Source organism: Streptomyces dangxiongensis (assembly GCF_003675325.1).
GTDB classification, from domain to species: domain Bacteria; phylum Actinomycetota; class Actinomycetes; order Streptomycetales; family Streptomycetaceae; genus Streptomyces; species Streptomyces dangxiongensis.
Window position 1 is genome coordinate 688,735 of record NZ_CP033073.1, and the last position, 21,584, is coordinate 710,318.

The 21,584-nt window shown below is 72.3% G+C and carries 17 protein-coding genes and 1 pseudogene; 8 read left to right on the forward strand and 10 right to left on the reverse strand.

Going from position 1 to position 21,584, the window contains the following annotated elements; genetic code table 11:
* Positions 1-127 precede the first annotated feature (127 nt).
* Positions 128-433 (reverse strand): STAS domain-containing protein, encoded by a 306-nt coding sequence (locus D9753_RS03280; protein WP_121785633.1) that lies wholly within the window; start codon positions 431-433, stop codon positions 128-130.
* Positions 433-4,413 (reverse strand): SpoIIE family protein phosphatase, encoded by a 3,981-nt coding sequence (locus D9753_RS03285; RefSeq protein ID WP_240468422.1) that lies wholly within the window; start codon positions 4,411-4,413, stop codon positions 433-435. The genes D9753_RS03280 and D9753_RS03285 overlap by 1 nt, the downstream gene beginning before the upstream one ends.
* 495 nt (positions 4,414-4,908) lie before the next feature.
* On the opposite strand from D9753_RS03285, the gene D9753_RS03290 reads away from it, so the two are divergent.
* Both D9753_RS03290 and D9753_RS03295 read left to right on the forward strand, forming a co-directional pair.
* Entirely contained in the window at positions 4,909-6,858 is a 1,950-nt protein-coding gene (locus D9753_RS03290) for an SMI1/KNR4 family protein (RefSeq protein ID WP_121790874.1), read from the forward strand.
* Between the two features lie 82 nt (positions 6,859-6,940).
* Positions 6,941-7,468 carry a GNAT family N-acetyltransferase gene (locus D9753_RS03295; protein ID WP_121785635.1) on the forward strand — a complete coding sequence of 176 codons (528 nt, stop codon included), beginning with the start codon at positions 6,941-6,943 and terminating at the stop codon, positions 7,466-7,468.
* Between the two features lie 77 nt (positions 7,469-7,545).
* On the opposite strand, the gene D9753_RS03300 is transcribed toward D9753_RS03295, so the two are convergent.
* Entirely contained in the window at positions 7,546-8,121 is a 576-nt protein-coding gene (locus D9753_RS03300; protein ID WP_121785636.1) for a dihydrofolate reductase family protein, read from the reverse strand.
* A gap of 339 nt (positions 8,122-8,460) precedes the next feature.
* On the opposite strand from D9753_RS03300, the gene D9753_RS03305 reads away from it, so the two are divergent.
* Positions 8,461-10,047 (forward strand): N,N-dimethylformamidase beta subunit family domain-containing protein, encoded by a 1,587-nt coding sequence (locus D9753_RS03305; RefSeq protein ID WP_394346681.1) that lies wholly within the window; start codon positions 8,461-8,463, stop codon positions 10,045-10,047.
* A 72-nt stretch (positions 10,048-10,119) separates the two neighbouring features.
* Here D9753_RS03305 and D9753_RS03310 read toward each other — a convergent pair whose 3' ends face one another.
* On the reverse strand, positions 10,120-10,503 hold the full coding sequence (locus tag D9753_RS03310) for an ArsR/SmtB family transcription factor (RefSeq protein ID WP_121785637.1): 384 nt from the start codon (positions 10,501-10,503) through the stop codon (positions 10,120-10,122).
* A gap of 93 nt (positions 10,504-10,596) precedes the next feature.
* On the opposite strand from D9753_RS03310, the gene D9753_RS03315 reads away from it, so the two are divergent.
* Together D9753_RS03315 and D9753_RS03320 are read left to right on the forward strand one after the other, a co-directional pair.
* Positions 10,597-12,573, forward strand: a complete 1,977-nt coding sequence (locus tag D9753_RS03315) for a heavy metal translocating P-type ATPase (protein WP_394346682.1) — start codon at positions 10,597-10,599, stop codon at positions 12,571-12,573.
* The gene (locus D9753_RS03320; protein ID WP_121785639.1) at positions 12,570-12,986 is read left to right on the forward strand and encodes a (2Fe-2S) ferredoxin domain-containing protein; all 417 of its coding nucleotides are present in this window, start codon (positions 12,570-12,572) and stop codon (positions 12,984-12,986) included. Before D9753_RS03315 ends, D9753_RS03320 begins: the two co-directional genes overlap by 4 nt.
* A gap of 223 nt (positions 12,987-13,209) precedes the next feature.
* Here the strand turns inward: D9753_RS03320 and D9753_RS03325 are convergent, their stop codons facing one another.
* Both D9753_RS03325 and D9753_RS03330 read right to left on the reverse strand, forming a co-directional pair.
* Positions 13,210-14,199 (reverse strand): magnesium transporter CorA family protein, encoded by a 990-nt coding sequence (locus D9753_RS03325; protein WP_240468015.1) that lies wholly within the window; start codon positions 14,197-14,199, stop codon positions 13,210-13,212.
* 247 nt (positions 14,200-14,446) lie between these two features.
* Positions 14,447-14,671 (reverse strand): annotated as a pseudogene (locus D9753_RS03330) (AhpC/TSA family protein); the annotation flags it as partial.
* Positions 14,672-15,328: 657 nt separating this feature from the next.
* Between D9753_RS03330 and D9753_RS03335 the strand changes: the two are divergent.
* Positions 15,329-15,535: a hypothetical protein gene (locus D9753_RS03335; protein WP_121785640.1), complete on the forward strand. Its 207-nt coding sequence runs from the start codon at positions 15,329-15,331 to the stop codon at positions 15,533-15,535.
* Between the two features lie 305 nt (positions 15,536-15,840).
* On the opposite strand, the gene D9753_RS36335 is transcribed toward D9753_RS03335, so the two are convergent.
* Positions 15,841-15,996: a DUF6131 family protein gene (locus tag D9753_RS36335; RefSeq protein ID WP_240468016.1), complete on the reverse strand. Its 156-nt coding sequence runs from the start codon at positions 15,994-15,996 to the stop codon at positions 15,841-15,843.
* Positions 15,997-16,173: 177 nt separating this feature from the next.
* Between D9753_RS36335 and D9753_RS03340 the strand changes: the two genes are divergently transcribed.
* Positions 16,174-16,845, forward strand: coding sequence for an alpha/beta fold hydrolase (locus tag D9753_RS03340; RefSeq protein ID WP_276209414.1), 672 nt, complete (start codon positions 16,174-16,176; stop codon positions 16,843-16,845).
* Between the two features lie 189 nt (positions 16,846-17,034).
* On the opposite strand, the gene D9753_RS03345 is transcribed toward D9753_RS03340, so the two are convergent.
* From D9753_RS03345 to D9753_RS03355, 3 genes are all read right to left on the reverse strand, one after another.
* Positions 17,035-17,718: a chaplin gene (locus D9753_RS03345; protein WP_121785641.1), complete on the reverse strand. Its 684-nt coding sequence runs from the start codon at positions 17,716-17,718 to the stop codon at positions 17,035-17,037.
* Between the two features lie 210 nt (positions 17,719-17,928).
* On the reverse strand, positions 17,929-18,354 hold the full coding sequence (locus D9753_RS03350) for a DUF6003 family protein (RefSeq protein WP_121785642.1): 426 nt from the start codon (positions 18,352-18,354) through the stop codon (positions 17,929-17,931).
* A gap of 262 nt (positions 18,355-18,616) precedes the next feature.
* The gene (locus D9753_RS03355) at positions 18,617-19,507 is read right to left on the reverse strand and encodes an SGNH/GDSL hydrolase family protein (RefSeq protein ID WP_121785643.1); all 891 of its coding nucleotides are present in this window, start codon (positions 19,505-19,507) and stop codon (positions 18,617-18,619) included.
* Between the two features lie 388 nt (positions 19,508-19,895).
* Between D9753_RS03355 and D9753_RS03360 the strand changes: the two genes are divergently transcribed.
* On the forward strand, positions 19,896-21,554 hold the full coding sequence (locus D9753_RS03360; RefSeq protein WP_121785644.1) for a catalase: 1,659 nt from the start codon (positions 19,896-19,898) through the stop codon (positions 21,552-21,554).
* Positions 21,555-21,584 lie beyond the last annotated feature (30 nt).

A 21,584-nucleotide genomic window follows, 5' to 3' on the forward strand; every position in this document is an offset into this window, starting at 1 on the left:
CGTCAGGCGGGCGGCCGGTGAGGCGTCGCCCCCGCCGACCGGGTCCGGGACGGTGAGGGGCAGCGGGCCTCGGCCGTCGGTGCCGTCGTGGCGGCCACGGGACCGGACCGGCCCGCTGCCGCACCGGTCACCGCGGTGGCGCTTCGTCGGGACCGCGGACGGTGGTCAGACCCGCCAGGCCCGAGACCGTGAGGACCGGCTCCAGCAGCGGAGGGGCGATGAGTTCCAGCCGGTCGGCATGGGCGAAGAGCACGCTCAGCCCGGCGCTGTCGAGGTAGCCCACCGCGGTCAGGTCCAGCACCAGGGGACCCGAACCGGCGTCGAGGGCGTCGGCCAGCGAGTCGACGTTGCTCATGTCGATCTCGCCGCTCACCGCGAGCCGTGGAGTTCCGTCCGGACGCCGGCCGGGGGTGAGAGTGAGGGGGGTGGTCATCAGGCGATCCTCATCTGCATGTCGACGGTGGTGCCGGACGGGCCGGGAGTGATGGTGACCTGTTGCATCATGGCGCGCATGAGGGCCACTCCCCGGCCGCGGTGGGCGTTTAGCTCGGGCTGCGGAACCTTCCACCGGCCGCTGTCGGCGACCGTCAGGCGCAGGTTGTCGACGAGGGCTTCGGCGCGCAGCCGCACGGCTTCACCCGGGGCGTGCCGGTGACCGTGCTCGATGGCGTTGGCACACGCCTCCCCGGCGGCGACGAGGACGTTCTGCACGGTGCTCGGGGGCAGCTCGCACTGGGCGAGCCAGCTCCGCAACGCGTTACGGACCGGTGCGAGCTGGGACGACTCCGCCGGGAAGGACATCTCCAACGGCGCCGGGTGGCGGTACAGCAGCAGGGCCACGTCGTCGTCGTAGCCACCGACGGGCGCGAGCCGCGTCATCACCTCGGTCGCGAGATCGTCGACCGGGACGTCGCGGCCGTCCTGCACGGCTTCGCCCGCCTGGTCGATCCCGGCGCTCAGCGGGCGCCGGCGGCGTTCGACGAGCCCGTCGGTGTACAGCAGCAGTGTGGCCCGCGCCGGCAGGATGCACGCACTCTGCGGGCGCTGCCTGCCCGGCCGTACGGCCAGGGGCACGGAACGCCCCTCGTCCAGCAGCCGGGTGGTGCCGTCCGCGTGCGCCAGGATGCCCGGCGGGTGTCCGGCGCTCGAGTAGGTCAGCTCCCCCGTGGCGGGATCGAGGACGCCGCAGAAAACGGTGGTGCACAGGGCGCCGGGGACACTCGCGGCGAACTGGTCGAGAGCCATCAGCGCCCGTGAGGGGTTCGGGTCCTGCAACATCAGCGCACGGCAGGCGCTGCGAAGCTGCCCCATCACGCTGGCCGCCTCCAGGCCCCGTCCGACGCAGTCGCCGACGACGATGCCGATCCGCCCATCCGGCAGGGCGACGGTGTCGTACCAGTCGCCGCCCACCTCCAGCGGGCGGGTGGCGGGCTCGTACCGCACGGCGAAGCCGTCCGGGAGCCGGGCCGGACCCAGGATGGCGCGTTGCAGCGCGATAGCGGTCTCCCGCTGCTGGTCGATCTGGTGCGCCCGCACCAGGCCCTGCACGAGGTGCCCGGCGAGCAGCGACAGCAGAAGCTGGTCCTCGTCGGTGAAGGGCCGCCGCTCGTCCAGATCGACCCACAGGGCCAGCGGGCCGTCGGGGTGTTCGAGCAGGACACCGGCGCCGTTGTGCTCGGCCACCGGTGTGAGCGGTGACCGGCGGCGCAGTCCGGCGAGCGCCTCCCGGCGCTCCGCGGGCAGTTCCTCCCACCGCAGGTCCGCGTCCGTGGCCGTCAGGGCCGGTACGTCACCCGGCCCGAAGACGGCGGCCACCACGCTCCGCGCGCGCCACAGGCCCTTCAGTTCGGCCAGGGCGCCGGACAGCGCCTCGGGGAGACTGGCGGCCCTGGACAGGGAGGTACTCAGCGCGGCCAGCGCCGTTTCGCGCTGGACGGCGTAGTGCTCCGCCGTGACATCACGGAACGTTCCGACGGTGACCTGGCGGCCGGTGTCGGGGTCCTCGGCCTTGTTGTAGGTGACGGTCACCCACAGTTGATGGCCGTCACGGTGGATGACGGGGACCGTGTAGGAGCCCTGCTCGCGTTCCAGCAGGCCGGCGAAGGCGTCGCCGACCTGCCGGTGCGCCTCGGGTGCGACGGCGACGTCCGGCCACCACGGGTGGATCGGGGCGTACGGAAGGTCCTCGGGGCCGTAGCCGAGGATGTCGGTGAAGGCGGTGTTGATCTCCACCACGGCGCCGGACACGTCGCAGACGAAGAACGCCTCCTGGAGGGAGTCGATGAGCGCGGTCCGCCACCGGAGGTGGTGGCTGCGCAGCCGCGCCAGTTCGACGTTCGCGCGCACGCGGGCCAGGAGTTCGGCGGCGGCGAACGGCTTGACCAGGTAGTCGTCGGCGCCCGCCTGCAGGCCCTCGATCGATGCCTCCTGCCCGGCGCGGGCCGACAGCAGCAGCACGGGCACCGAGGCCGTACGCGCTTCACCGCGCAGCCTCGACACCAGCTCCAGCCCGTCGAGGCGCGGCATCATCACGTCGCTGACGACGAGGTCGGGGGTGTCGCGGCGGACGGCGTGGAGGGCTTCGAGCCCGTCGGTGACGGCGGTGACCTCGTACCCGGCTCCGGCCAGGATGCGTGTGAGGTACTCACGCATGTCGGCGTTGTCGTCCGCCACCAGCACCCGGGCGCTGACCGCGTGTCCGGGGCCGAGCGGGGTGCCGTTCACCTCGGTCCCCGCCACCGTGTCGTCGGCCGCCCTGCCGCTGTCGCGTCCGGGCAGCCACCGCATGGCCTCCTCGACGTAGGGGTCGGCGGAGGTGGACGCCACGGCGCCGCCCGCTTCCGTCGCCACGTACTCGGCGGGCAGATGGGCGGTGCCGAACGGCACCCGGACGGTGAAGACGGTGCCCTCGCCCGCCGTGCTCTCGGCCGTGATCGTGCCGCCGTGCAGACCGACGAGTTCCCGTACCAGGGCCAGTCCGATACCGCTGCCCTCGTTCGAGCGGGACCGGGCGTTCTCGATGCGGTGGAACCGCTCGAACAACCGGGGCATCTCCGCCTCCGGCACACCGATGCCACTGTCGGCGACGGTGACCACGGCATGCGTGTCCCCGGCCCGCACGCCCACCCGGACGGCGCCGTCGAAGGTGAACTTCAGCGCGTTGCTGAGCAGGTTGAGGACCACCTTCTCCCACATGCCGCGGTCGATGTACACCGGCTCGTCCAGGGGCGGGCAGTCCACGTCGAAGGCGAGCCCTGCCTTCTCCACGGCCGAACGGAAGACGCTGGCCAGCTCGGCGGTCACCGCGGCCAGGTCGACCGGCTCGTAGCGGGCCTGCATGCGCCCGGCCTCGATGCGGGAGAAGTCCAGCAGTGTGTTGACCAGCTTTCCCAGGCGCAGGCCGTTGCGGTGGATGAGGTCGAGTTCCTGCCGTACGTCCTCGTCGGCATCGGCGAACCGGCTGCGCAGCTCCTCGACGGGGCCCATGATCAGCGTCAGCGGAGTGCGGAACTCGTGGCTGATGTTCGAGAAGAAGGTGGTCTTGGCGCGGTCCAGCTCGGCCAGCTCCTCGGCACGCTTCTGCTGTGCCTGGTAGCTGCGGGCACTGCCGATGCCGGACGCGATGTGTCCCGCGGTCAGCTCGATGAAGCCCCGGTAGCCCTGGTCCAGGACGCGGTACCGGTTGAGGGCCGCCACGAGGAAGCCGTACGGCTCGCTGCCCCGCTGGAGGAGGGGGACCACGAGCGCCTCGACGGGCGGTTCGGACCAGTCACCGCACGGCAGGTCGGCGAAGGGGTCACCGTCGAGCGGCACGACGGTCGCGTCGCCGCCGGCGAGAAGCCGGGTCGGCCACACACCGTCCGGGGCGTCGGCCGCGAGCACGGCGGGTGCGGCCGGGTGACCGGCGGCGATACCGGTCGCACCGGTGAGCCGGGCGGTCCCGTCGTCGAACAGGTACGTCAGGGAGAACGGCACATCCTGTTGGTTGCGGGTCAACTGACGGTCGGCGAAGGCCAGCACCTCCCGCTCGGTGCGGATCACACTCGGATCCGATCCCAGGTCACGCAGCGTGGCCATGCGGCGCTCGCCGATCACCCGCTCGGTGTCCTCGCTGACCACGCAGAGCATCCCCACCACGTCACCGGTGTCGTTGCGCAGCGGGCTGTAGGAGAACGTGTGGTAGGTCTCCTCGCTGTAGCCGGAGCGCTCCAGGAACAGCAGGAGCCCCTCGTCCCAGGTGGCCTCGCCGGTACTGAGCACGGTCTCGATGCGCGGGCCGATGTCGTCCCAGATCTCCGCCCACACCTCGTTGGCGGGTCGTCCCAGGGCCCACGGGTACTTACGGCCGAGCGTGTCGCGCCGGTAAGCGCCATTGCAGAAGAACGTCAGGTGCTCGCCCCAGGCCATCCACATGGGGAACCGGGAGGACAGCAGAATGCTGACAGCCGTTTGCAGGCTCTGCGGCCACTCCTGCGGCGGACCGAGGGGCGTGGCCGCCCAGTCCACCTCGGCGAGATCCCTGCCGACCTCGCGGTCGGCGGCGAACACGGCGCCGGCGGCTGCCGTCGTCGGCCTGCGTTCGACGTCGTACGGACGACTCACGCGACACCCATCCCCTCAGGCCGGTCCACTTCCGTGACCGCCGCGTTCCTGTACGTCTGCCCCTGGAACCCGCCGTCCTGCGCCGACGAACACCCCGCCCGCCCCGGAGCGGAAGTCTCTCGGGCACCGCGAACACGGTCCGTGCCCGGGAGCCCGTCTCGCCCATGAGGGCAGGTGCGACGCCACAGGATAGTCCAGCGCGAGTCAGGCGATCTGTCCGGGTACGAGTGACAACGGGTGGCGGTGCGGAACCGGCCGCAGCGAGCAGACGGGTCACTGTCAGTGGCGGGTGGCAGCATCGGGCGCATGACGGACACCACGGCATTCGACTGGCGATCCTTCCTGCTCACATGGAGCGGGGAGTGGGCGGACTCCCTGCCTGACGGCGAGGCGCAGGGCGAGGACGACGAGGCCGCGCGGCGGGCACGGTGGCTGGGGTTCCCGCCCGCTTCCGAGGAGCGGATCGCAGCCCTGGAGGAGCGTCTCGGCCGCCGGATGCCCCCCTCGTACCGGAGGTTCCTCCAGGTCAGCGATGGGTGGCGGCACGCGGGCGGGTTCGTGTGGCTGCTGGCGGGGACCGCGGACGCCCGCTGGCACGACAACGAGTCGGGACTCGCGGACATGTTCGAGGAGTACCTGGACGAGGACGCCGAGCCCGCGGAGCGGCAGGAGGCCGACCTCTGGCGGCGCGGGTTGCAGCTCGACGTCGAGTCCGACGTCACCCACGTCCTCATGGATCCCGAGGACGTGGACGAGGACGGTGAGTGGGCCGTGTACACGTGGGCGAGCTGGCGGGCCGCGCCGCCCGAGCGGCACGCGAACTTCCTGGAGTTCATGCGGGAGATGTACCGGGAGTTCCACGGCCTGCGGGCGCGCCCGGGCGACGGGGAGCCGGTGTTCGTCAATGACACGACGCGAAAGCTGGACTCCCAGGTGGCGGAGGCCCGGCTGGAGGCGCTGCGCGGTGGCTGGGAGCGGGCCGGGAGGGCGCTGGACGAGGCCAGGGAGTACGGCAGGCCGCGGGCCGCCGGGCTGGGTGACCAGATACGCCGCCTGCTCGGACAGACCTACATGGTGTACTTCGAGGACGTGGTGACGGATCCGCGGTACGCGCCCGATCTGCTGCCGCCGTTGGTCGCCGAGCACGCGGCGCACTCGTACCGTGACGACTCCACGCTGACGTTCCATCTGCGGGGCGCCGACGAGGACCTGGTCTCGCTGGCCTACGCGACGCTGGAGCAGGTGCGGAGCGGCACGTACCGGTACACGGCGGCCGGGCCGTTCGGGGAGGCGGTCGAGCGGGCGCGGGAGCTGGCGCGGTGGGGGGACACCGGCGGGGCGTGGCGGACACTGATGAATGCACTTCCCCTGTGGGAGCCGCTGGGACCGGACCACCTGGCACCGCTGGGGTGGGTGGCCGACCCCTTGCTCGGACCGTTGCTGAGCCCGGAGCGGGGCCGGGAGCTGCTGTCCACGCCGAGGGGTGGGCAGGCGGGTGAGGCACCGGGTCCGGCGGCCGGACCGGACCCGGGCGGCCTGGCGTGGCTCGCGGAGCCGGACCCGGGCAACAACCGCACGTCCTACCGGTTCGTCCTGGTGGAGGGGGTGGAGCCGGAGGAGTTGCCCGGACGTCTCGCGGACGGGGACGGCACCGAGCTGAACGAACCCATGTCCTTCTGGGAGGCGCGCCACAGGTCGCACGACCGGAGGGAGTTCTCCTCCTACGACGACAGGGCCCTCATGGCGGTCGGCCGGGCCGGCACCGGCTGGAGCTTCGCCTTCGACGGCGATCCCGCCCCGTTCCACCGGCAGCGGTTCGTCTCCCCGGCCGCCGCCGCCGGTGCGGACACCCGCGCGGTGGTCGTGTGGAGCGGCCTGCGGAGCCGGCACGGGGAACCCTTCTTCCACCTCTCGGTGGCGCGAGACGGTGCCGAGCAGTACGCGTTCACTTACGCAGACGGAGAGATCCGGCGGAGCGGGGAGATACCGCGGGCGCTGGATCCGAGCCGGTTCCTCGGCGCCGCGGAGGACGGGGCCGAGGTGGAACGGTCGCTGCTGGAAGCGGTGGCCGGGGAGTTCGGGGTGTCTTTGCCACGTCATGCCCTCGTGCACGGGCGGCTGCACACGTTCACCACCCGTTCCTGGACGCGTCCGCCGAGGAACGGCGAGACGTACATGGTGATCCGGATGGAACGGGGAGACGCGGGCCCGGCGGACAGCGAGCGGACGGGCGAGGACGGGCCGGGAAGCAGATAGGGGCCGGCCGGGCTGAGTGGCGGCTCTTGCGGCTCGCATAGGTTGGCCGTCTTATCCGACGCACCGCGACGAGGGTCAGCCCATGCGCAGCAGCACCAGGATCCGCCTGATCGAGCCCACCGACGCCGCCCCGATCGCCGCGCATCGGGTGCGGGACTTCGAGGCCTTCCGGCCGTGGGAACCGGCACATCCGTCCGGCTTCTTCACCCCAGAGGGCCAGGCGGAGCGGATCGAGAGGCTGCTGGCCGGGCACCGAGCCGGTACGGCCTGGCCGGGCGTGGTGCTCGCAGACGACGAGGTGATCGGGCAGGTCACCGTCGGAGGCATCCTGCCGCAGCCGCACCTGCGCCGCGGCTCCGTCGGATACTGGATCGCAAGCGTCGCCCAGAACCAGGGGCACGCCGGGCGCGCCGTAGGGCTTGTGCTCCAGGTGATGACGGACCAACTCGGGTTGCACCGCGCCGAGGCATCCACCGATCTGGAGAATCTGCCGTCCCAGCGGGTGCTGCGCCGCAACGGGTTCAGCCCGTACGGTGTCGCGCACTCCTCGATCTTCCTCGACGGGAGCTGGCGGGACGGGCTGCTGCGGGAGCGGCTCCTCGGCGACTGACTGATCGTTCACACGCCTGCCTCCGCAATACGGCGGGGCCCGCGACAGCGATCCGCGTCCCACGGGCGGCAGCGTTCTCAGGACACGGTCCGGCGCGCCACGCGGTAGCGGAGACAGACGACTCTTGAGCTGAAGGTGCGGGTCTCGACGAGTTCGAGATCCACCCGGCGCTCGCGCCGGGGAAAGAACGGCGTGCCACCGCCCACCAGCACCGGGTGGACCCTGGCCCGGTACTCGTCGATCAGACCCAGCGCGGCCGCCTCGGCGGCGAGAGTCGCGCCGCCGATCGCGATGTCGCCCTCCCCCGGCTCGGCCCGCAACCGCTCGATCTCCTCCGCCAGGCCGCCGGAAGCCAGGCGGGCATTGCCCTGCACCGCCGACAGCGTGGTGGAGAACACGACCTTCGGCAGCGGCTTCCAGAGCGCGGCCCACTCGAGCTCCGAGTCGTCGAGCGATGGATCCTGGTCGGCGGTCTCCCAGTACAGCATCGTCTCGTACAGCCGTCGCCCCATCAGGTGGACGCCGACGTCTCGGATCTCGTCGGTGACGAAGCGGAAGACCTCCTCGTCGGGCGCCGTCCAGTCGAAGTCGCCGTCCGGCCCGACGATGTAGCCGTCGAGCGATACGCCCATCGAATAGGTCACGCTGCGCATCAGAAGTCCTCCTCGGTACCGGGTTCGACGGTACGACCCCCGAACGCCGCAGGACTCATCGCGGCTCGCGAGATCGCCTCGTCGCAGCACGGCAGGGCCCGATCGGACGGAGTCTCACCCTGCTCGCGGGTGCGCCGCGTCCCCGGCTCGGATACGCCGGCCGGGGAAGGGGCCGCACGATCCAGCGCCTCGTCCGCCTCGCCGCCGCACAGGCCTTCTCCAGGTGGGCGCGGTGCCGCAGGGTGGCGCCCGTCGGCCGGGAGCGGGGGCGCGGCCCGCATCGCTGTGCCACCGTGGCCGGGAGCGGACGACGGGCGCGCCGCGAACACGGGAGGCGACATGGGCATGGGTCCTGCCCCGCGAGGAGGGGCGGAACACGGGACGGCAGGCGTACGGCGGCTGGGGCGCAGGCGTTTCCTCGGAGCGTGTGCCGGCCTCGGGCTCACCTCGGTGGCGGCCACCGCCTGCGGCGCGACCGCTCCCCCGCGCGGGCCCCGCCCGGCGGACGTCTCCCACCGGCCCGAAGCGGAACGGGACCGGACGGGGACACCCGACTGGCGTATCACTTCCCGGGGCCCCGCCCCGGCCGTCGCCGGCTACGCGGACCGGGTGAGCGTGACGCCGGGCGAGGAGTGCGGCCTGTACGTCTCGACGACCGCGTCGTCCTTCCGGGTCTCGGCCTTCCGCGTCGGCTGGTACGGCGGGGCCCAGGCCCGGCTCGTCTGGCGGTCGGAGCGCATACCCGGTCGTGTCCGGCCGGAGCCCCGCTTCGTGCCGGACACCCGCACCGTGCGCGCGGACTGGCCGCGCACGCTCACGTTCGGCACGGCCGGCTGGCCGGAGGGCGCGTATCTGCTGCGGCTGGAGGCGGACAGCGGCCACCAGCGCTACGTCCCGCTGATCGTGCGCTCCACGCGGGGTACGGGCCGAACCGTCCTGATACACGCCCCGGCCACCTGGCAGGCCTACAACCGGTGGGGCGGCTACAGCCTCTACGCCGGTGCCTCCGGCGCGTACGCCACCCGATCCCTGGCCGTCAGCTTCGACCGGCCCTACGACGCCGACGGTGCGGAGAAGTTCAGGGTGTACGAACGGGCGGCGGTGGTCCTGGCGGAACGGCTCGGCATACCCCTCGCCTACACCACCGGGGCGGACGTGCACCGCGACCCGGAGGTCCTGCGGGGCGCGGCGGCCGTCGTCTGTCTGGGGCACGACGAGTACTGGACCTCGGAGCAGCGCCGGCATGTCACGGCGGCCCGCGACGCCGGCACCAACGTGGTCTTCCTCGGTGCCAACACCTGTTTCCGCCGGGTCCGCCTCGAGCAGGGGGAGGCGCGGCCGGACCGCACGGTGGTCTGCTACAAGTCCGCCGTCCGGGCCGACCCCTGTTACGCCACCCGGCCCGCCCTGGTGACCACCGACTTCCGCCGGGCCCCGGCGCCGGATCCCGAGTCGTCGCTCACGGGAGTGCTCTACGAGGGCAACCCGACGGACGCGCCGTACGTCGTCCACGCGGCGGACCACTGGCTGTACGAGGGAACGGGCGTACGGCCGGGCGACGCGTTCGGCCATCTGGTCGGCGTCGAGTACGACCGGGTCACACCCGGCGCGCCCGTCCCCGAGCCGCTGGAGATAACGGCCCACTCCCCCCTGGTGTGCGGTGGCCTCCGCAGCCACAGCGACTCGGCCTACTACACGGCCCCGAGCGGCGCGGGCGTGTTCGCCACCGGCACCATGCGCTGGGTGGAGGCCCTCATGGCCGGCACCCCCGACGGGGGCCGCGACCACGGGATGGACGCCCGTACCCGCGCCTTCGTGACCCGTACGACGGAGAACGTCCTGCGAGCCTTCGCGGAGGGGTCCGCCACCCGCCACCGCCCCGCGGCGCGTCCGAACGTCAGCGAGGTGTACCGGAGCGGGGTGTGAGGCGGCGGTCGCCCACCCGGGACGCATTGCGAGGGCCTCGGTCGGCGGCGGGACTCCGGCGCGCCGCAGGTCTCAGTCGGCGGCGGGCTGCGGCGTGTCGGCAGGGGCGTCGCGGACCCCGAGCCGCAGGTGCTCCACGTGGTAGAGGGCCTGGTCGAGGAGTTCGGCGACGTGGTCGTCGTAGAGGGCGTAGACGATCGAGCGCCCGTGGCGTTCGCCGGTGACCAGTCCGAGGTTGCGCAGGAGGCGCAACTGGTGGGAGCAGGCGGAGGCTTCCATCCCGACCGCGTCGGCGAGGTCGCCGACCGAGCAGGGCCCCTCATGGAGCCGGGCCAGGATGTACAGCCGCGAGGGAGTGGCCAGGGCCTGGAGGGTGGCGGCGACGTCGGCGGTGCCGACGGCGTCGAGGCGCTCGCGGGTGGTGGCGCTGCTGGCGGTGTCGGTTCCGTGGCCCATGCGGTCATCATACCCATGACACATGAAGACCTATTCAGGCATTCCTGTATGGTGGAGGCGTTGCCCCGTCCGCCGGTGAAGGGTTGTTCCGCCGTGCCTTCTGTCCTGGAGCAGCGGCTCGCGCCTGCCGCCGCCGGACCACGACCGGCGCCCGCACCGAGGCGTACGCGGGTGCTGGCACTGCCGGAGGCCCGGTGGGCGCTGGCCGCGCTGGTCCTGTTTCTGACCGCCCTCCCGCTGGATCTCCTCGGCGCCCCGGCCTGGTCGTGGGCGCCGCTGTACGCCGCCGTCTACGTCACCGGCGGCTGGGAGCCGGGCCGGGAGGGCCTGAAAGCTCTCGGGGACAGGGTTTTGGACGTGGATCTGCTGATGGTCGTCGCCGCGCTCGGCGCAGCCGCCATCGGCCAGACCCTCGACGGGGCGCTCCTGATCGTCATCTTCGCGACCTCCGGCGCCCTGGAGGCCGTCGCGACCGCCCGCACCGCGGACTCCGTGCGCGGCCTGCTCGATCTGGCCCCGTCCACCGCGACCCGGCTCCTGCCCGACGGCGGCGAGGAGACGGTCCCGGCCGAAGCCCTGAAGGCCGGCGACACGATCCTGGTGCGGCCCGGTGAGCGGGTCGCCGCCGATGGCCAGGTCCTCGACGGGGCGAGCGAGGTCGACCAGGCCACCATCACCGGGGAGCCGCTGCCGGTGGCCAGGCAGTGCGGCGACGAGGTGTTCGCCGGCACCGTCAACGGCACCGGTGCCCTGCGCGTCCGGGTCGAGCGCGACCCGTCGGATTCGGTGATCGCGCGGATCGTGAAGATGGTCGAGGAAGCCTCCGGGACCAAGGCGCCCACCCAGCTCTTCATCGAGAAGGTCGAACAGCGGTACTCGATCGGCATGGTCATCGCCACCCTCGCCGTCTTCGCGGTCCCGCTCGCCTTCGGTTCCGACCTCCGGCCCGCCCTGCTCCGGGCGATGACCTTCATGATCGTCGCCTCTCCGTGCGCGGTGGTGCTCTCCACGATGCCGCCGCTGCTGTCCGCGATCGCCAACGCCGGCCGCCACGGCGTCCTCGCGAAGTCCGCCGTCGTGATGGAACGCCTCGGTCAGGTGGACGCCGCCGTCCTGGACAAGACCGGCACCTTGACGGAAGGCACTCCACGCGTCACCGACGCCCGCCCCCTGCCGGGCGCCGGCCTGACCGACGACACGCTGCTGGCGCTGGCCGCGGCGGCGGAGCACGCCAGCGAGCATCCGCTCGCCCGCGCGGTCGTCGACGCCGCCCGCGTCCGCCGCCTGCCGTTGCCGAGAGCGCTGGACTTCGCCTCGGTGCCCGGCCAGGGCGTGAGTGCCACCATCGGCGGCCACGCCGTCCGGGTCGGCTCCCCCGCCCGCCTCCTGCCCGAGCCCGGCGCGGGCGTGCGCGACCTCGTGGAGGAACTGGAGGGCGCCGGGCGGACCGCGGTCCTGGTCCTGCGCGACGGGCTTCCGGCCGGGGTGATCGGCATCGCCGACCGGCTCCGCCCGGATGCCGCCGCCACGGTCACCGCCCTCACGGAGCTGACCGGCCGCACGCCGGCCCTGCTGACCGGCGACAACGAACGCGCCGCGCGGCACCTGGCCGACCAGGTCGGCATCACCGACGTCCGCGCCGGACTCCTGCCCCAGGACAAGGTCGCCGCGGTCAGGGAGTGGGAGGCCGAGGGCCGCCGAGTGCTCGTCGTGGGCGACGGAGTCAACGACGCCCCCGCGCTCGCCGCCGCGCACACGGGCATCGCCATGGGCAAGGCGGGTTCCGATCTCGCCCTGGAGACAGCCGACGCCGTCGTCGTCCGCGACGAACTCGCCACCATTCCCAAGGTCGTGGCCCTCTCCCGGGCCGCACGGCGCCTGGTCGTCCAGAACCTCGTCATCGCTTCCGTGTTCATCACCGCCCTGGTGGCCTGGGACCTCCTCGCCTCCCTGCCCCTGCCGCTCGGCGTCGCCGGCCATGAGGGCTCGACCGTCATCGTCGGCCTGAACGGCCTGCGCCTGCTGCGCGAAACAGCCTGGAACAACCCCGTCCGAGGAGACGCCGCGTGAGCAAACGCTCCCGCCGTGCCGCTCCCGCCCCGGCCGCCGGGGCGGGAGCGGCACGGCCCACGGTCACCGTCTGCCGCGGTTGCTGCTGCGGCACGCCCAAGGTGCCCGGCCTCGACCACACCGCCCAACTCCGCGGACTGCGCGAGGCGCTGGACGGGACGGCGACCGTACGGGTCACCGACTGCCTCGACGCGTGCGAGCGCGCCAATGTGATCGTGGTCCAGCCGTCCCCGGCCGGCCGCAGGGCCGGCGGGCGCCCGGTCTGGCTCGGCCTGGTCAACGACCCCGACGCCACCGCCGACATCGCCACCTGGATCGAGGGCGGTGGCCCCGGCCTGACCGAACCGCCCGGCATCCTCGATCTCTACGCCTTCAGCCCGTCGCGCCGCGTGCGCGCCGAACTGGACGAGTAGACCCTCGGCTCCCGGCCACCCGGACCGCGGTGGGCGGGGCCGGTAGGGGTCGGCCGGTGCGGCGGTCGTCCGCGTTCCCCTCGCCCCCGCGATTGCCCGGGCGGCACGCCGAGGCGAGCCGGGCCGGGCCGGGCCATTGGGACGGATGAGGGACGCATGTAGGTGCGGACCTGTTCCGGCCGGCCAACCACCCGGCGTCGGGCGCACCGTGTGGACGCCGGGCTCACCGGCCCTCCAGATCGTCGTTGTCCCGCAGCCTGCGCCAGAGGTGGGTACGGTGCAGGACGTAGAGCGCGATGAACAGGACGCCGATCTGGAGCCCGACGGCGAGCGCCCAGAAGACGGCTCTGCTCTCCATCTCGTCCGTGAGAAAACTGAAGTTCATGCCGAAGTAGCCGGTGAGGAACGTCAGCGGCAGGAAGATCGTCGACACGATCGCCAACCGGTTGATCACGCCGTTCTGCTCGCCGGCCGCCAGGGACGAGTAACTGGCGAAGGCCCGCCGGGTGGCGTCCTGGAGGGCCTCGACATCCGTGAGCACCAGTCTGGCGGCGTGCTGGAACTCCCGGGCGAGCCGTTGGCGCTGTTCGGGAAAACCGCGGTTCAGCATCCTTCGGGTGAAGGTCTCGTCCGTCACCTGGAGGTACGGCAGGAGCGTGTGGTGCAGGAGCGCGGCGCGCCGTCGCAGTTGCGCCAGCCGGTAGATCTGCTCCGGGCGTCGCTTCTCGAACATCTCGTCCTCGATGTCCTCCACCACCAGGAGGGACGCGACGGCGGCCCGGCGGAACGTCTCCAGAGCCTCTTGGAGCAGCAGGAAGAGCATGGCCACGGTGTCGGGCGGCGCCTCCCGTCGCAGCGGTGCGATGAGGTTCTCCAGCGGCGTGGCCGGCCCCCGGTGGAACGCGACCAGGTGCCGCTCGGTCACGAGGACGTGGATGTGGACGACCGTGTCGTCGACGAACGCCGGTACGGCGAACCCCGCCCTGTCCCCGAGGAAGTCGGCCCTCGCGGGTCCGCCGAGCCTGCCGAACCAGTGCGGGGCCTCCGCTTCCAGGCCGAGCTGCTCGATGACCGGTTGTTCGTCGGTCGCCGGGTCCTCGGGCAGGTGGACGTCGACGAACAGGAAGTCGGACGCGGCGAGGCGTCCCCGGGCCTCCGCCAGGCCAGTACGAGTGACGATCCCTGCCGGCATCGACACCACCGTTACGATCATCTGCCCTCACCGTCGTCACGGTCCCTGCGTCTCACCGTGCATACGATCCGGCGTCCCCGCACGCGGGCGCAGGCATGCGCCTCGCCGGCTGCCCCCTACGAGTGACAGCAGGACGCGGGGCCTCCTCGACAGCTCGGTGTGGGACGGCGGCAGCCGGAAGCCGCTCGCGGAACGGGACCGGCCCACCCGCGGGGCCGCCCCCACCGACGGACCGGAGCGGCGACAGCCTCTTGACCTGTGATGCCGGTCAGCCGAGCGTGTCGAGGGCGGCGATGATGTCGGCGGGTTCGGCGTGCTTGGTGTGGTCGGTGTCGACGAAGGCCCAGTGGATGGTGCCGGTGCCGTCGATGACGTAGGTGGCGGGCAGCGGCAGGGTGCGCGGGTGGCCGTCGTTGACGCGCTGGAGGTCGAAGCCGAGCTTGTCGTAGACGGCGGCGAGGTCGTCGGGGAGGTCGAAGGCGAGGTCGTGCTTCTCGACCTGACTGGCCCTGCACGTGACCCATCGCGTGTCCACCCGGCAGCGCACCGACGCGCCCGTACTCTTCGCCAACTTGCGCGGCTTCGCACCGAACGGTCCGGCCGCCGACCCCGCAGCGGTGCTGGAGACCTTTCTGCGCCTGCTGGGGGTCACCGGGGACCGCATCCCGCACGGCGCCGACGCCCGAGCCGCCCTGAATCGCCAGCTCCTCGCGGGAACAGGTGCGTCGGTCGTCCTCGACGACGAGCCGGACGAGGCGCACGTGCGGGCGCTGCTTCCCGAGGACCCCACCTGCCGCACACTGATCACCAGCCGCCGTACGCTGCGCGCCCTACCCGGCGCCACCCGCCTCTGTCTCTCCCCCCCCCCGCTGGCACCGGCCGACTCGGTGGAACCCCTGCGCCGGACAGCGGGAGCCGACCGCCTCGCCACGGACGCCACCGCCCTGCGCCGGACAGCCGACGACCTCGGACACCTTCCTCTGGCGCTGACGGTCATCGGCCGCCACATGCGGGCACACCCCGGACGGACGCTGGACGACTACGACCGCGAGCCCGTGATCACCCTCGCCCTGGAGGACGGGGTCCGCGGCGCGCTGGCCGCCTCCGACGTGCGGCTGGCCGCCGGTGCGCGGAAGTTGCTGCGCCTCTGGTGGAGACGGAACCCGGCTGGTTCCGTCTGCACGCACTGGTCCGCGCCTATGCGGAGGAACGTGTCTGCATCGACGTGCCGGGAACGTCGATCCGCCAGGCCCTCGGCCGTGTGCTGGCGCACTGCAGAGGCACGCACACGCGCGACAGGGCGCACGCACCGGGCGAACTCCCCGTGCTCAGACGCCTCAACGGGGCCGAGGCGTGAGCCGAGGGCGTACTGCCGCGCGAGGGAAGCGGGGCACGCGCCCTCGCCGCCTGACACCTGTCCGACCGGACCGACCGGACCGACGAGCGAGGAATGGCCCACTTCTGGTTAGTCACGCGGTGGTCACGGCTCGGAACCGGCCACGACGCGCTGAGCCACGCGCCCGCCTGGGGCGGCGAGATGCCGTGCCTCCCTCAGCCGCCCGGCTCGCGTCGGGGGCAGCGGCGGTGCCCTGAGATCGTCGTCCGGCCCGGCCCGTGACGCCGGCCACGGCCGGACCCTGTCCGGCCGTGGCAGCGGCCGCTTCACCAGTAGTGGCGCCGGCCTCCGACGGCGTGCCCCATGGCTCCCAGGATCCAGAGGATCGCGCCGATGACCAGGACGATGATTCCGATCGTCCACAGAATCGAGAGGTGGAAGAGGAATCCGATGATGAGTAGCACTACGCCGAGAGCGATCATGATGTCCCTCCAACGTGAATGAGCCAGCGGCCCTAAGAGGCGTATGCCCCGCCGGTGAGCCCGCACGCCTGTCGGCACGCTGTATCCGTGTCCCCCATTTCCACGGCATCACCCGGCTGAGGCCGATCGGGGTGAGACGCACGCCGTCACCACGCCGCCGTCGGGGCGTTCTCCCCGGTGGTTGCGGGGCTCGGTGCCCGGTGGGGTCCCGGTCGCGGCCGGTCGGGCGCGGGCCTGGCCGGTGCTCGGCGGAGAGATCATCGACGTCCCGGACGGCTGCTTCGAAGGAAGACATGCCCCCATGACGCCGTTCTCGCGGCCAGGGGGGTGGACCGGGCGCTGGTGGTGGGCTGGTCCTACGGAGCGTGCGTCGCGGCGCACTGGGCGGACCGGAATCCGGAGCGTGCCCTGGGCGCGGTACTGGTCGACGGCGCGTTCCCCCACGACTGGCTCGACGAGGCCATGGAGCAGCGGATCCGGAAGCTGTTCCGGCGGATGAGCTGGTTCCTGCCGCTGCTGCGCCCGACGGGCCTGGCCCCGCGGATGACCGCCGAACAGCAGGCGAACAGCAACATCGAACTCGGCAGGCTCTCCCGCGAGCGCGAGCTGGGCCCCGTGCTGGACCACATCACCGTCCCGGTGCGTTACGTGGTCGCCTCGGGGACGTCCCTCGGGAGCAAGGGGGACGAACAAGAACGGATACGCACCAGCCTCGATGCGGTGACCGCCCGCAACCCGAGCATCCGCATCACTGCGAAGGTCGCCAGCAATCACGGTGCGATCCTCAGGAAGGACTCCCCGGCCGTCGCGGAGGCGGTACGCGAAACGGCCGCCCTCGACCGACCGTAGCCAGGACCGACAACCAGCCGGCGGCCCTTCCGCGCACCCCGGCGGCACGACCGAGGAACCCCTGAGATGGCCCGAAGCGGCCACGCCCCCTGATGCAGGTGGGCGTGGCCGATTCGGTGTGTGCGGACGAGCCGGGTCCGGCCGGTCGGCCCCCGGTGAACCGGCCGGACCCTCTCGCCGCGTTCTCGGTCATCCCTCCCGGCTGGACACCTTCGAGCGGGAGCGGCGGTACAGCACCGTTCCGCCCATCAGCGAGGCCAGGCTCGCGGCGGCCAGCCCCCAGGTGCTGTCCGTTCCGGTGTGAGCGAGAGTGCCGCTCGCCCGCTCCCGTACGACCGGGGCCGGCCTCGGCGTCGAGCGGACCGGAGGCGTGCCGTGCGGCCGGCTCGGGGGCTCGGAGCGTACCGGCGGTTCGTGGCGGGGCGGTGTGCTCCGCTGCGGCTCGTCGGGCCGATCGGCCGGGCCGTTCACCGACTTGTTGCCGAAGGCGGGGTTGCCGATGCCCACCACGTTCACGCTGTTGCCGCTGACGTTCACGGGCAGATCGACCGGGAGCTGGATGTCGTTACCGCTCACCACGCCCGGCGAGTTATGCGCGACACCGTGAGCCGCGGCCTCGGCGTGCGACGCCGGCCGTTCCTTCCCGGCCGTGCCGCCGCCCTCGTTGGCGCAGCCGTTGCCCATCGCGGGGTTGAGCAGCCCGACCACGTTCAGGGTGTTTCCGCACACGTTCACCGGGACGTGTACCGGCAACTGGATGCCGTTGCCGGAGATCAGCCCGGGCGAGTCGCTCGCGGCCCCGTTCGCGGTGGAGTCGGCGTGCACCGGCCCCGCCACTGCCATCGCACCGGATACGGCGGCGAAGGCGATCACACTGTTTCGGGTAGCCCGTTTCATCGATTCCCAGCCCTTCAGACACGGTTGCGGGCACTCACCCGCACCCGTTGAAACGCGGGGGAACCGGACAGGTAATGGCCGCTCAGCCTTTTGCCCGGCACGAGGGACACCACAGGGTGGCAGAACACGGCCCCGGAGGGGTGCGCGGAGAGGGTTCGGGGCTCTCCGGGCCGGCGGGGCGTTCGCTCAGCGGAGGGCCGCCGCCCGGACCACAGCCGGGTCCTCACCGGTGAGTTCGGCGATGCGGTGGGGCGCGACACCCGCGGCCACCGCGCGGGCGAGCAGTTCGTCGCGGCCGTGCGCGCAGTCGCGGTAGGCGAGCAGGTCGGTCTCGACCTCGGCCAGGGTCTCGGGAGCCGTGCGGTGGCGCAGCCGGCTCAGTTCCTCGTCGCTCAGCGGGACCGGCAGCCGCTCCGCCTCCGCGGGGATGGCCGCGGTGTCTTCCGGTGGCACCACCCGCAGCCGCGGCGACGTCGCCGACACGCCCTGGGCGTCGAGCCACGCGCGCACCGCCGATGTGTCCATGCAGGAGAGCGGTTCCGTCGCGGCCGGCGGCACGCCGAGCGTGCCGGCAGGGTCGTCCGCGAGAAACAGGTAGGCGTCGTCGGTCATGGTTCGCTCCTCGTCACGTACTCGTCGGCCGATCGCCGTCCCCTTACCCCGTTCGCGTCCGCATAGCGCGCCGGATCCGCCATCCAGGGGAGGACCGCGGGCCGGCGAACCGGCGGACCCGCGAACCCGCGAACCGGCAGACCTCTCAGGCCGGCGGACCGGCGTCCGGCTGCCGACAGCCGGCAGTCGAGGCAGAAGCCAAGGCCGTTCGGAACGGCCGTTCGGGACGGCCGTTCAGACGCAGCCATTCGGACGCGGCCGTTCAGCCGAGGTCGAGGGCGTTCAGGACGCGCTCCGCCATCCGCTGCTCGCCGAGGGCGTTGGGGTGCACCGGCACGATGTTGGTGCCGAAGAGGAGCGGCTCGATCCACCGCGTGCCGACGGCTGCGCACGCGTCGTGGCCCTCGGACGCCCGGGCGAGATCGATGTAGGTCGTCCCGGTCTCCTCGGCGGCGCGCCGGACGGCGGCGTTGAGGTGGGTCTGGAGGGAACGCAGGTAGGGCACGTCGCCGGAGGCGATCGGCAGTTTCAGGAAGCAGGACGGGTCGGCGGTGGCGGGGGTGATCCACGGGTAGCCGAGGACGGCGACGCGGGCACCGGGTGCCTTGGCCCGTACGGCGCGCAGGGCGGTCTTCAGCGCCGGGTAGGTGTTCGCGTCGATCGCTTCCTCGAAGGAGGAGCCGTACTTGTCCTTGCAGGGGCTGCCCGCGCCCCCGCTGAACACGCCCGCGGTGCCGCAGGCGGTCACGGCGTTGATGAAGGTGCCGTTGTCGTTGCCGCCGATCGTGAGCGTGACGAGGTCGGTGTCGGGGGTGACGGCGTCGGCCTGCGGGGCGACCCCGGGGTACTGGGCCTCGGTGAAGTCCTTGGTCTGGGCGGCCCCGCACGTGACGTCCGTCAGCCGGGCTCCGGTACGCGCGGCGACGACGTGCGGGTAGTTGGCGGTGGAGCGCAGACAGAGCAGGTTGGCGGGGTCGACGGGCAGGACGCCGGAGGCTGCGCTGTAACTGTCGCCGAGCGCCGCATACTTGAGGGGTGCCGTGGCCTGGGCGGAGGTGGGGGCGGCGGTGAGACCGAGGGCCAGCGCGCCGGTGACTGCGAGGGCCGCGGTGGGGACGCGGCGCAGAGCGGGGCGCAGGGCAGGCAGGGGCATGTGCTCTCTCTTCTCGTGGCGGGGAACACGGGGCATGCGGGCTGGGGTGCCCGCACGCGTGCTGGTGCGCGAGAATACGGCGGCTCGAGCCGGGAGGAGCGCCGACCGTCGGGGCCTGACCGGGCAGGCGTGCGTACGACGACGGCCGTGAGGTATCGATCGCGGGATTACCGCGGGTACTACCGATAGGTAATGTGCGGGCGCCGGTACGCCGAGTCAACGGCGCTGACCGAACTTCTTGAAACGCTGACCTATCGCCGCGGGTAGGCCGCCGTGCACGGGAGCCGTACGGGGGGCCGGCACGGGCCCGACCGCGCGCCTACGGGCACTCGGACCCCGGCCACGGTGACGCTTGTCGCACCGCCTCCCCGTACCAAGGAGCCCCGAAATGACGGACGCAGCGAAGACGGGTCCCGCCCCCGGAGACGACCGCGGGCCCCTGACCAACCGGCAGGGCCATCCCGTCCACGACAACCAGAGCCAGCGCACCGTCGGCGCCCGCGGGCCGGCGACACTGGAGAACTACCAGTTCCTGGAGAAGATCAGCCACTTCGACCGGGAGCGCATCCCGGAGCGGGTGGTGCACGCGCGCGGCGTCACGGCGTACGGCTTCTTCGAGGCGTACGGTGCCTGGGGGGACGAACCGGTCGGCCGCTACACGCGGGCGAAGCTGTTCCAGGAGCGCGGCAGGCGCACGGACGTCGCCGTCCGTTTCTCCACCGTGATCGGCGGCCGTGACTCCTCCGAGGCCGCCCGAGACCCCCGGGGCTTCGCCGTCAAGTTCTACACCGAGGACGGCAACTGGGATCTGGTCGGCAACAACCTGGGCGTCTTCTTCATCCGGGACGCCATCAAGTTCCCCGACGTGATCCACGCCCTGAAGCCGGACCCGGTGGACTTCGAGCAGAAGCCGAACCGGATCTTCGACTTCATGTCGCAGACGCCCGAGGCCATGCACATGCTGGTCAACCTGTTCAGCCCGCGCGGTATCCCCGCCGACTACCGCCATATGCAGGGCTTCGGCGTGAACACGTACAAGTGGGTGAACGCCGAGGGCAGCACCGTCCTCGTCAAGTACCACTGGATGCCGAAGCAGGGCGTGCGCTCGATGACCGAGGCCGACGCCGCCCATGTGCAGGCCGACGGCCTCGGACATGCCACGAAGGACCTGTACGAGGCCATCGGGCGGAGCGAGCACCCCGAGTGGGAGCTGCTCGTGCAGATCATGGAGGACGGGGAGCACCCCGAACTGGACTTCGATCCGCTGGACGACACCAAGACGTGGCCGGAGCGGGAGTTCCCGCCGAAGCCGGTGGGCCGGATGGTGCTGGACCGGATGCCGGAGAACTTCTTCGCGGACAACGAGCAGATCTCCTTCGGCACGGGTGTCCTCGTCGACGGACTCGACTTCTCCGACGACAAGATGCTCGTCGGCCGCACCTTCTCCTACAGCGACACCCAGCGCTACCGGGTCGGCCCGAACTACCTCCAACTGCCCGTCAACCACGCGAAGAACGCCCAGGTGCGCACCAACCAGCGCGACGGGCAGATGACTTACCACGTCGACGGCGGCGGCGAGAACCCCACCGTCAACTACGAGCCGTCGATCCGCGGCGGGCTGCGCGAGGCGGAGTGTCCGGCGCACGACGAGCAGGGCCCGGAGATCCGCGGCCGGCTCACCCGCAAGCGGATCCCCCGCACCAACGACTACCTCCAGGCAGGCCAGCGGTATCTGCTCATGGAGCAGTGGGAGCGCGACGACCTGGTGCGCAACCTGGTGGGCCAGCTCTCGCGGTGCGACCGCCCCGTGCAGGAGCGGATGGTGTGGCACTTCCTGCTGGTGGAGAACGACCTCGGGCTCCGGATCGGCGAGGGCCTCGGCATCCGCCCGGAGGACGTCGCGGACCTGGAGCCACTGGCCGGCCAGGACCTCACCGAGGACGACAAGGAGCGGCTGGCGAACCTCGGCAAGAACCCGCCGCGGGACGTGGAGGGCCTGACCATGACGCACTGCGTGCCCGACGAGCGCCATGCCGTGACCCGCTGAGCCCACGCCGACAAGTGCCGTCGGGTCCCG

Excerpts from the sequence above, each read along its gene's own strand:
- D9753_RS03285 (WP_240468422.1), bottom strand. The coding sequence starts at position 4,413 with ATGTGGATGGCCTGGGGCGAGCACCTGACGTTCTTCTGCAATGGCGCT.
- D9753_RS03355 (WP_121785643.1), bottom strand. The coding sequence starts at position 19,507 with ATGCCCCTGCCTGCCCTGCGCCCCGCTCTGCGCCGCGTCCCCACCGCG.
- D9753_RS03305 (WP_394346681.1), top strand. The coding sequence starts at position 8,461 with ATGGGCATGGGTCCTGCCCCGCGAGGAGGGGCGGAACACGGGACGGCA.
- D9753_RS03295 (WP_121785635.1), top strand. The coding sequence starts at position 6,941 with ATGCGCAGCAGCACCAGGATCCGCCTGATCGAGCCCACCGACGCCGCC.
- D9753_RS03360 (WP_121785644.1), top strand. The coding sequence starts at position 19,896 with ATGACGGACGCAGCGAAGACGGGTCCCGCCCCCGGAGACGACCGCGGG.
- D9753_RS03310 (WP_121785637.1), bottom strand. The coding sequence starts at position 10,503 with ATGGGCCACGGAACCGACACCGCCAGCAGCGCCACCACCCGCGAGCGC.
- D9753_RS03325 (WP_240468015.1), bottom strand. The coding sequence starts at position 14,199 with ATGATCGTAACGGTGGTGTCGATGCCGGCAGGGATCGTCACTCGTACT.
- D9753_RS03280 (WP_121785633.1), bottom strand. The coding sequence starts at position 433 with ATGACCACCCCCCTCACTCTCACCCCCGGCCGGCGTCCGGACGGAACT.
- D9753_RS03290 (WP_121790874.1), top strand. The coding sequence starts at position 4,909 with ATGACGGACACCACGGCATTCGACTGGCGATCCTTCCTGCTCACATGG.
- D9753_RS03300 (WP_121785636.1), bottom strand. The coding sequence starts at position 8,121 with ATGCGCAGCGTGACCTATTCGATGGGCGTATCGCTCGACGGCTACATC.
- D9753_RS03350 (WP_121785642.1), bottom strand. The coding sequence starts at position 18,354 with ATGACCGACGACGCCTACCTGTTTCTCGCGGACGACCCTGCCGGCACG.
- D9753_RS36335 (WP_240468016.1), bottom strand. The coding sequence starts at position 15,996 with ATGATCGCTCTCGGCGTAGTGCTACTCATCATCGGATTCCTCTTCCAC.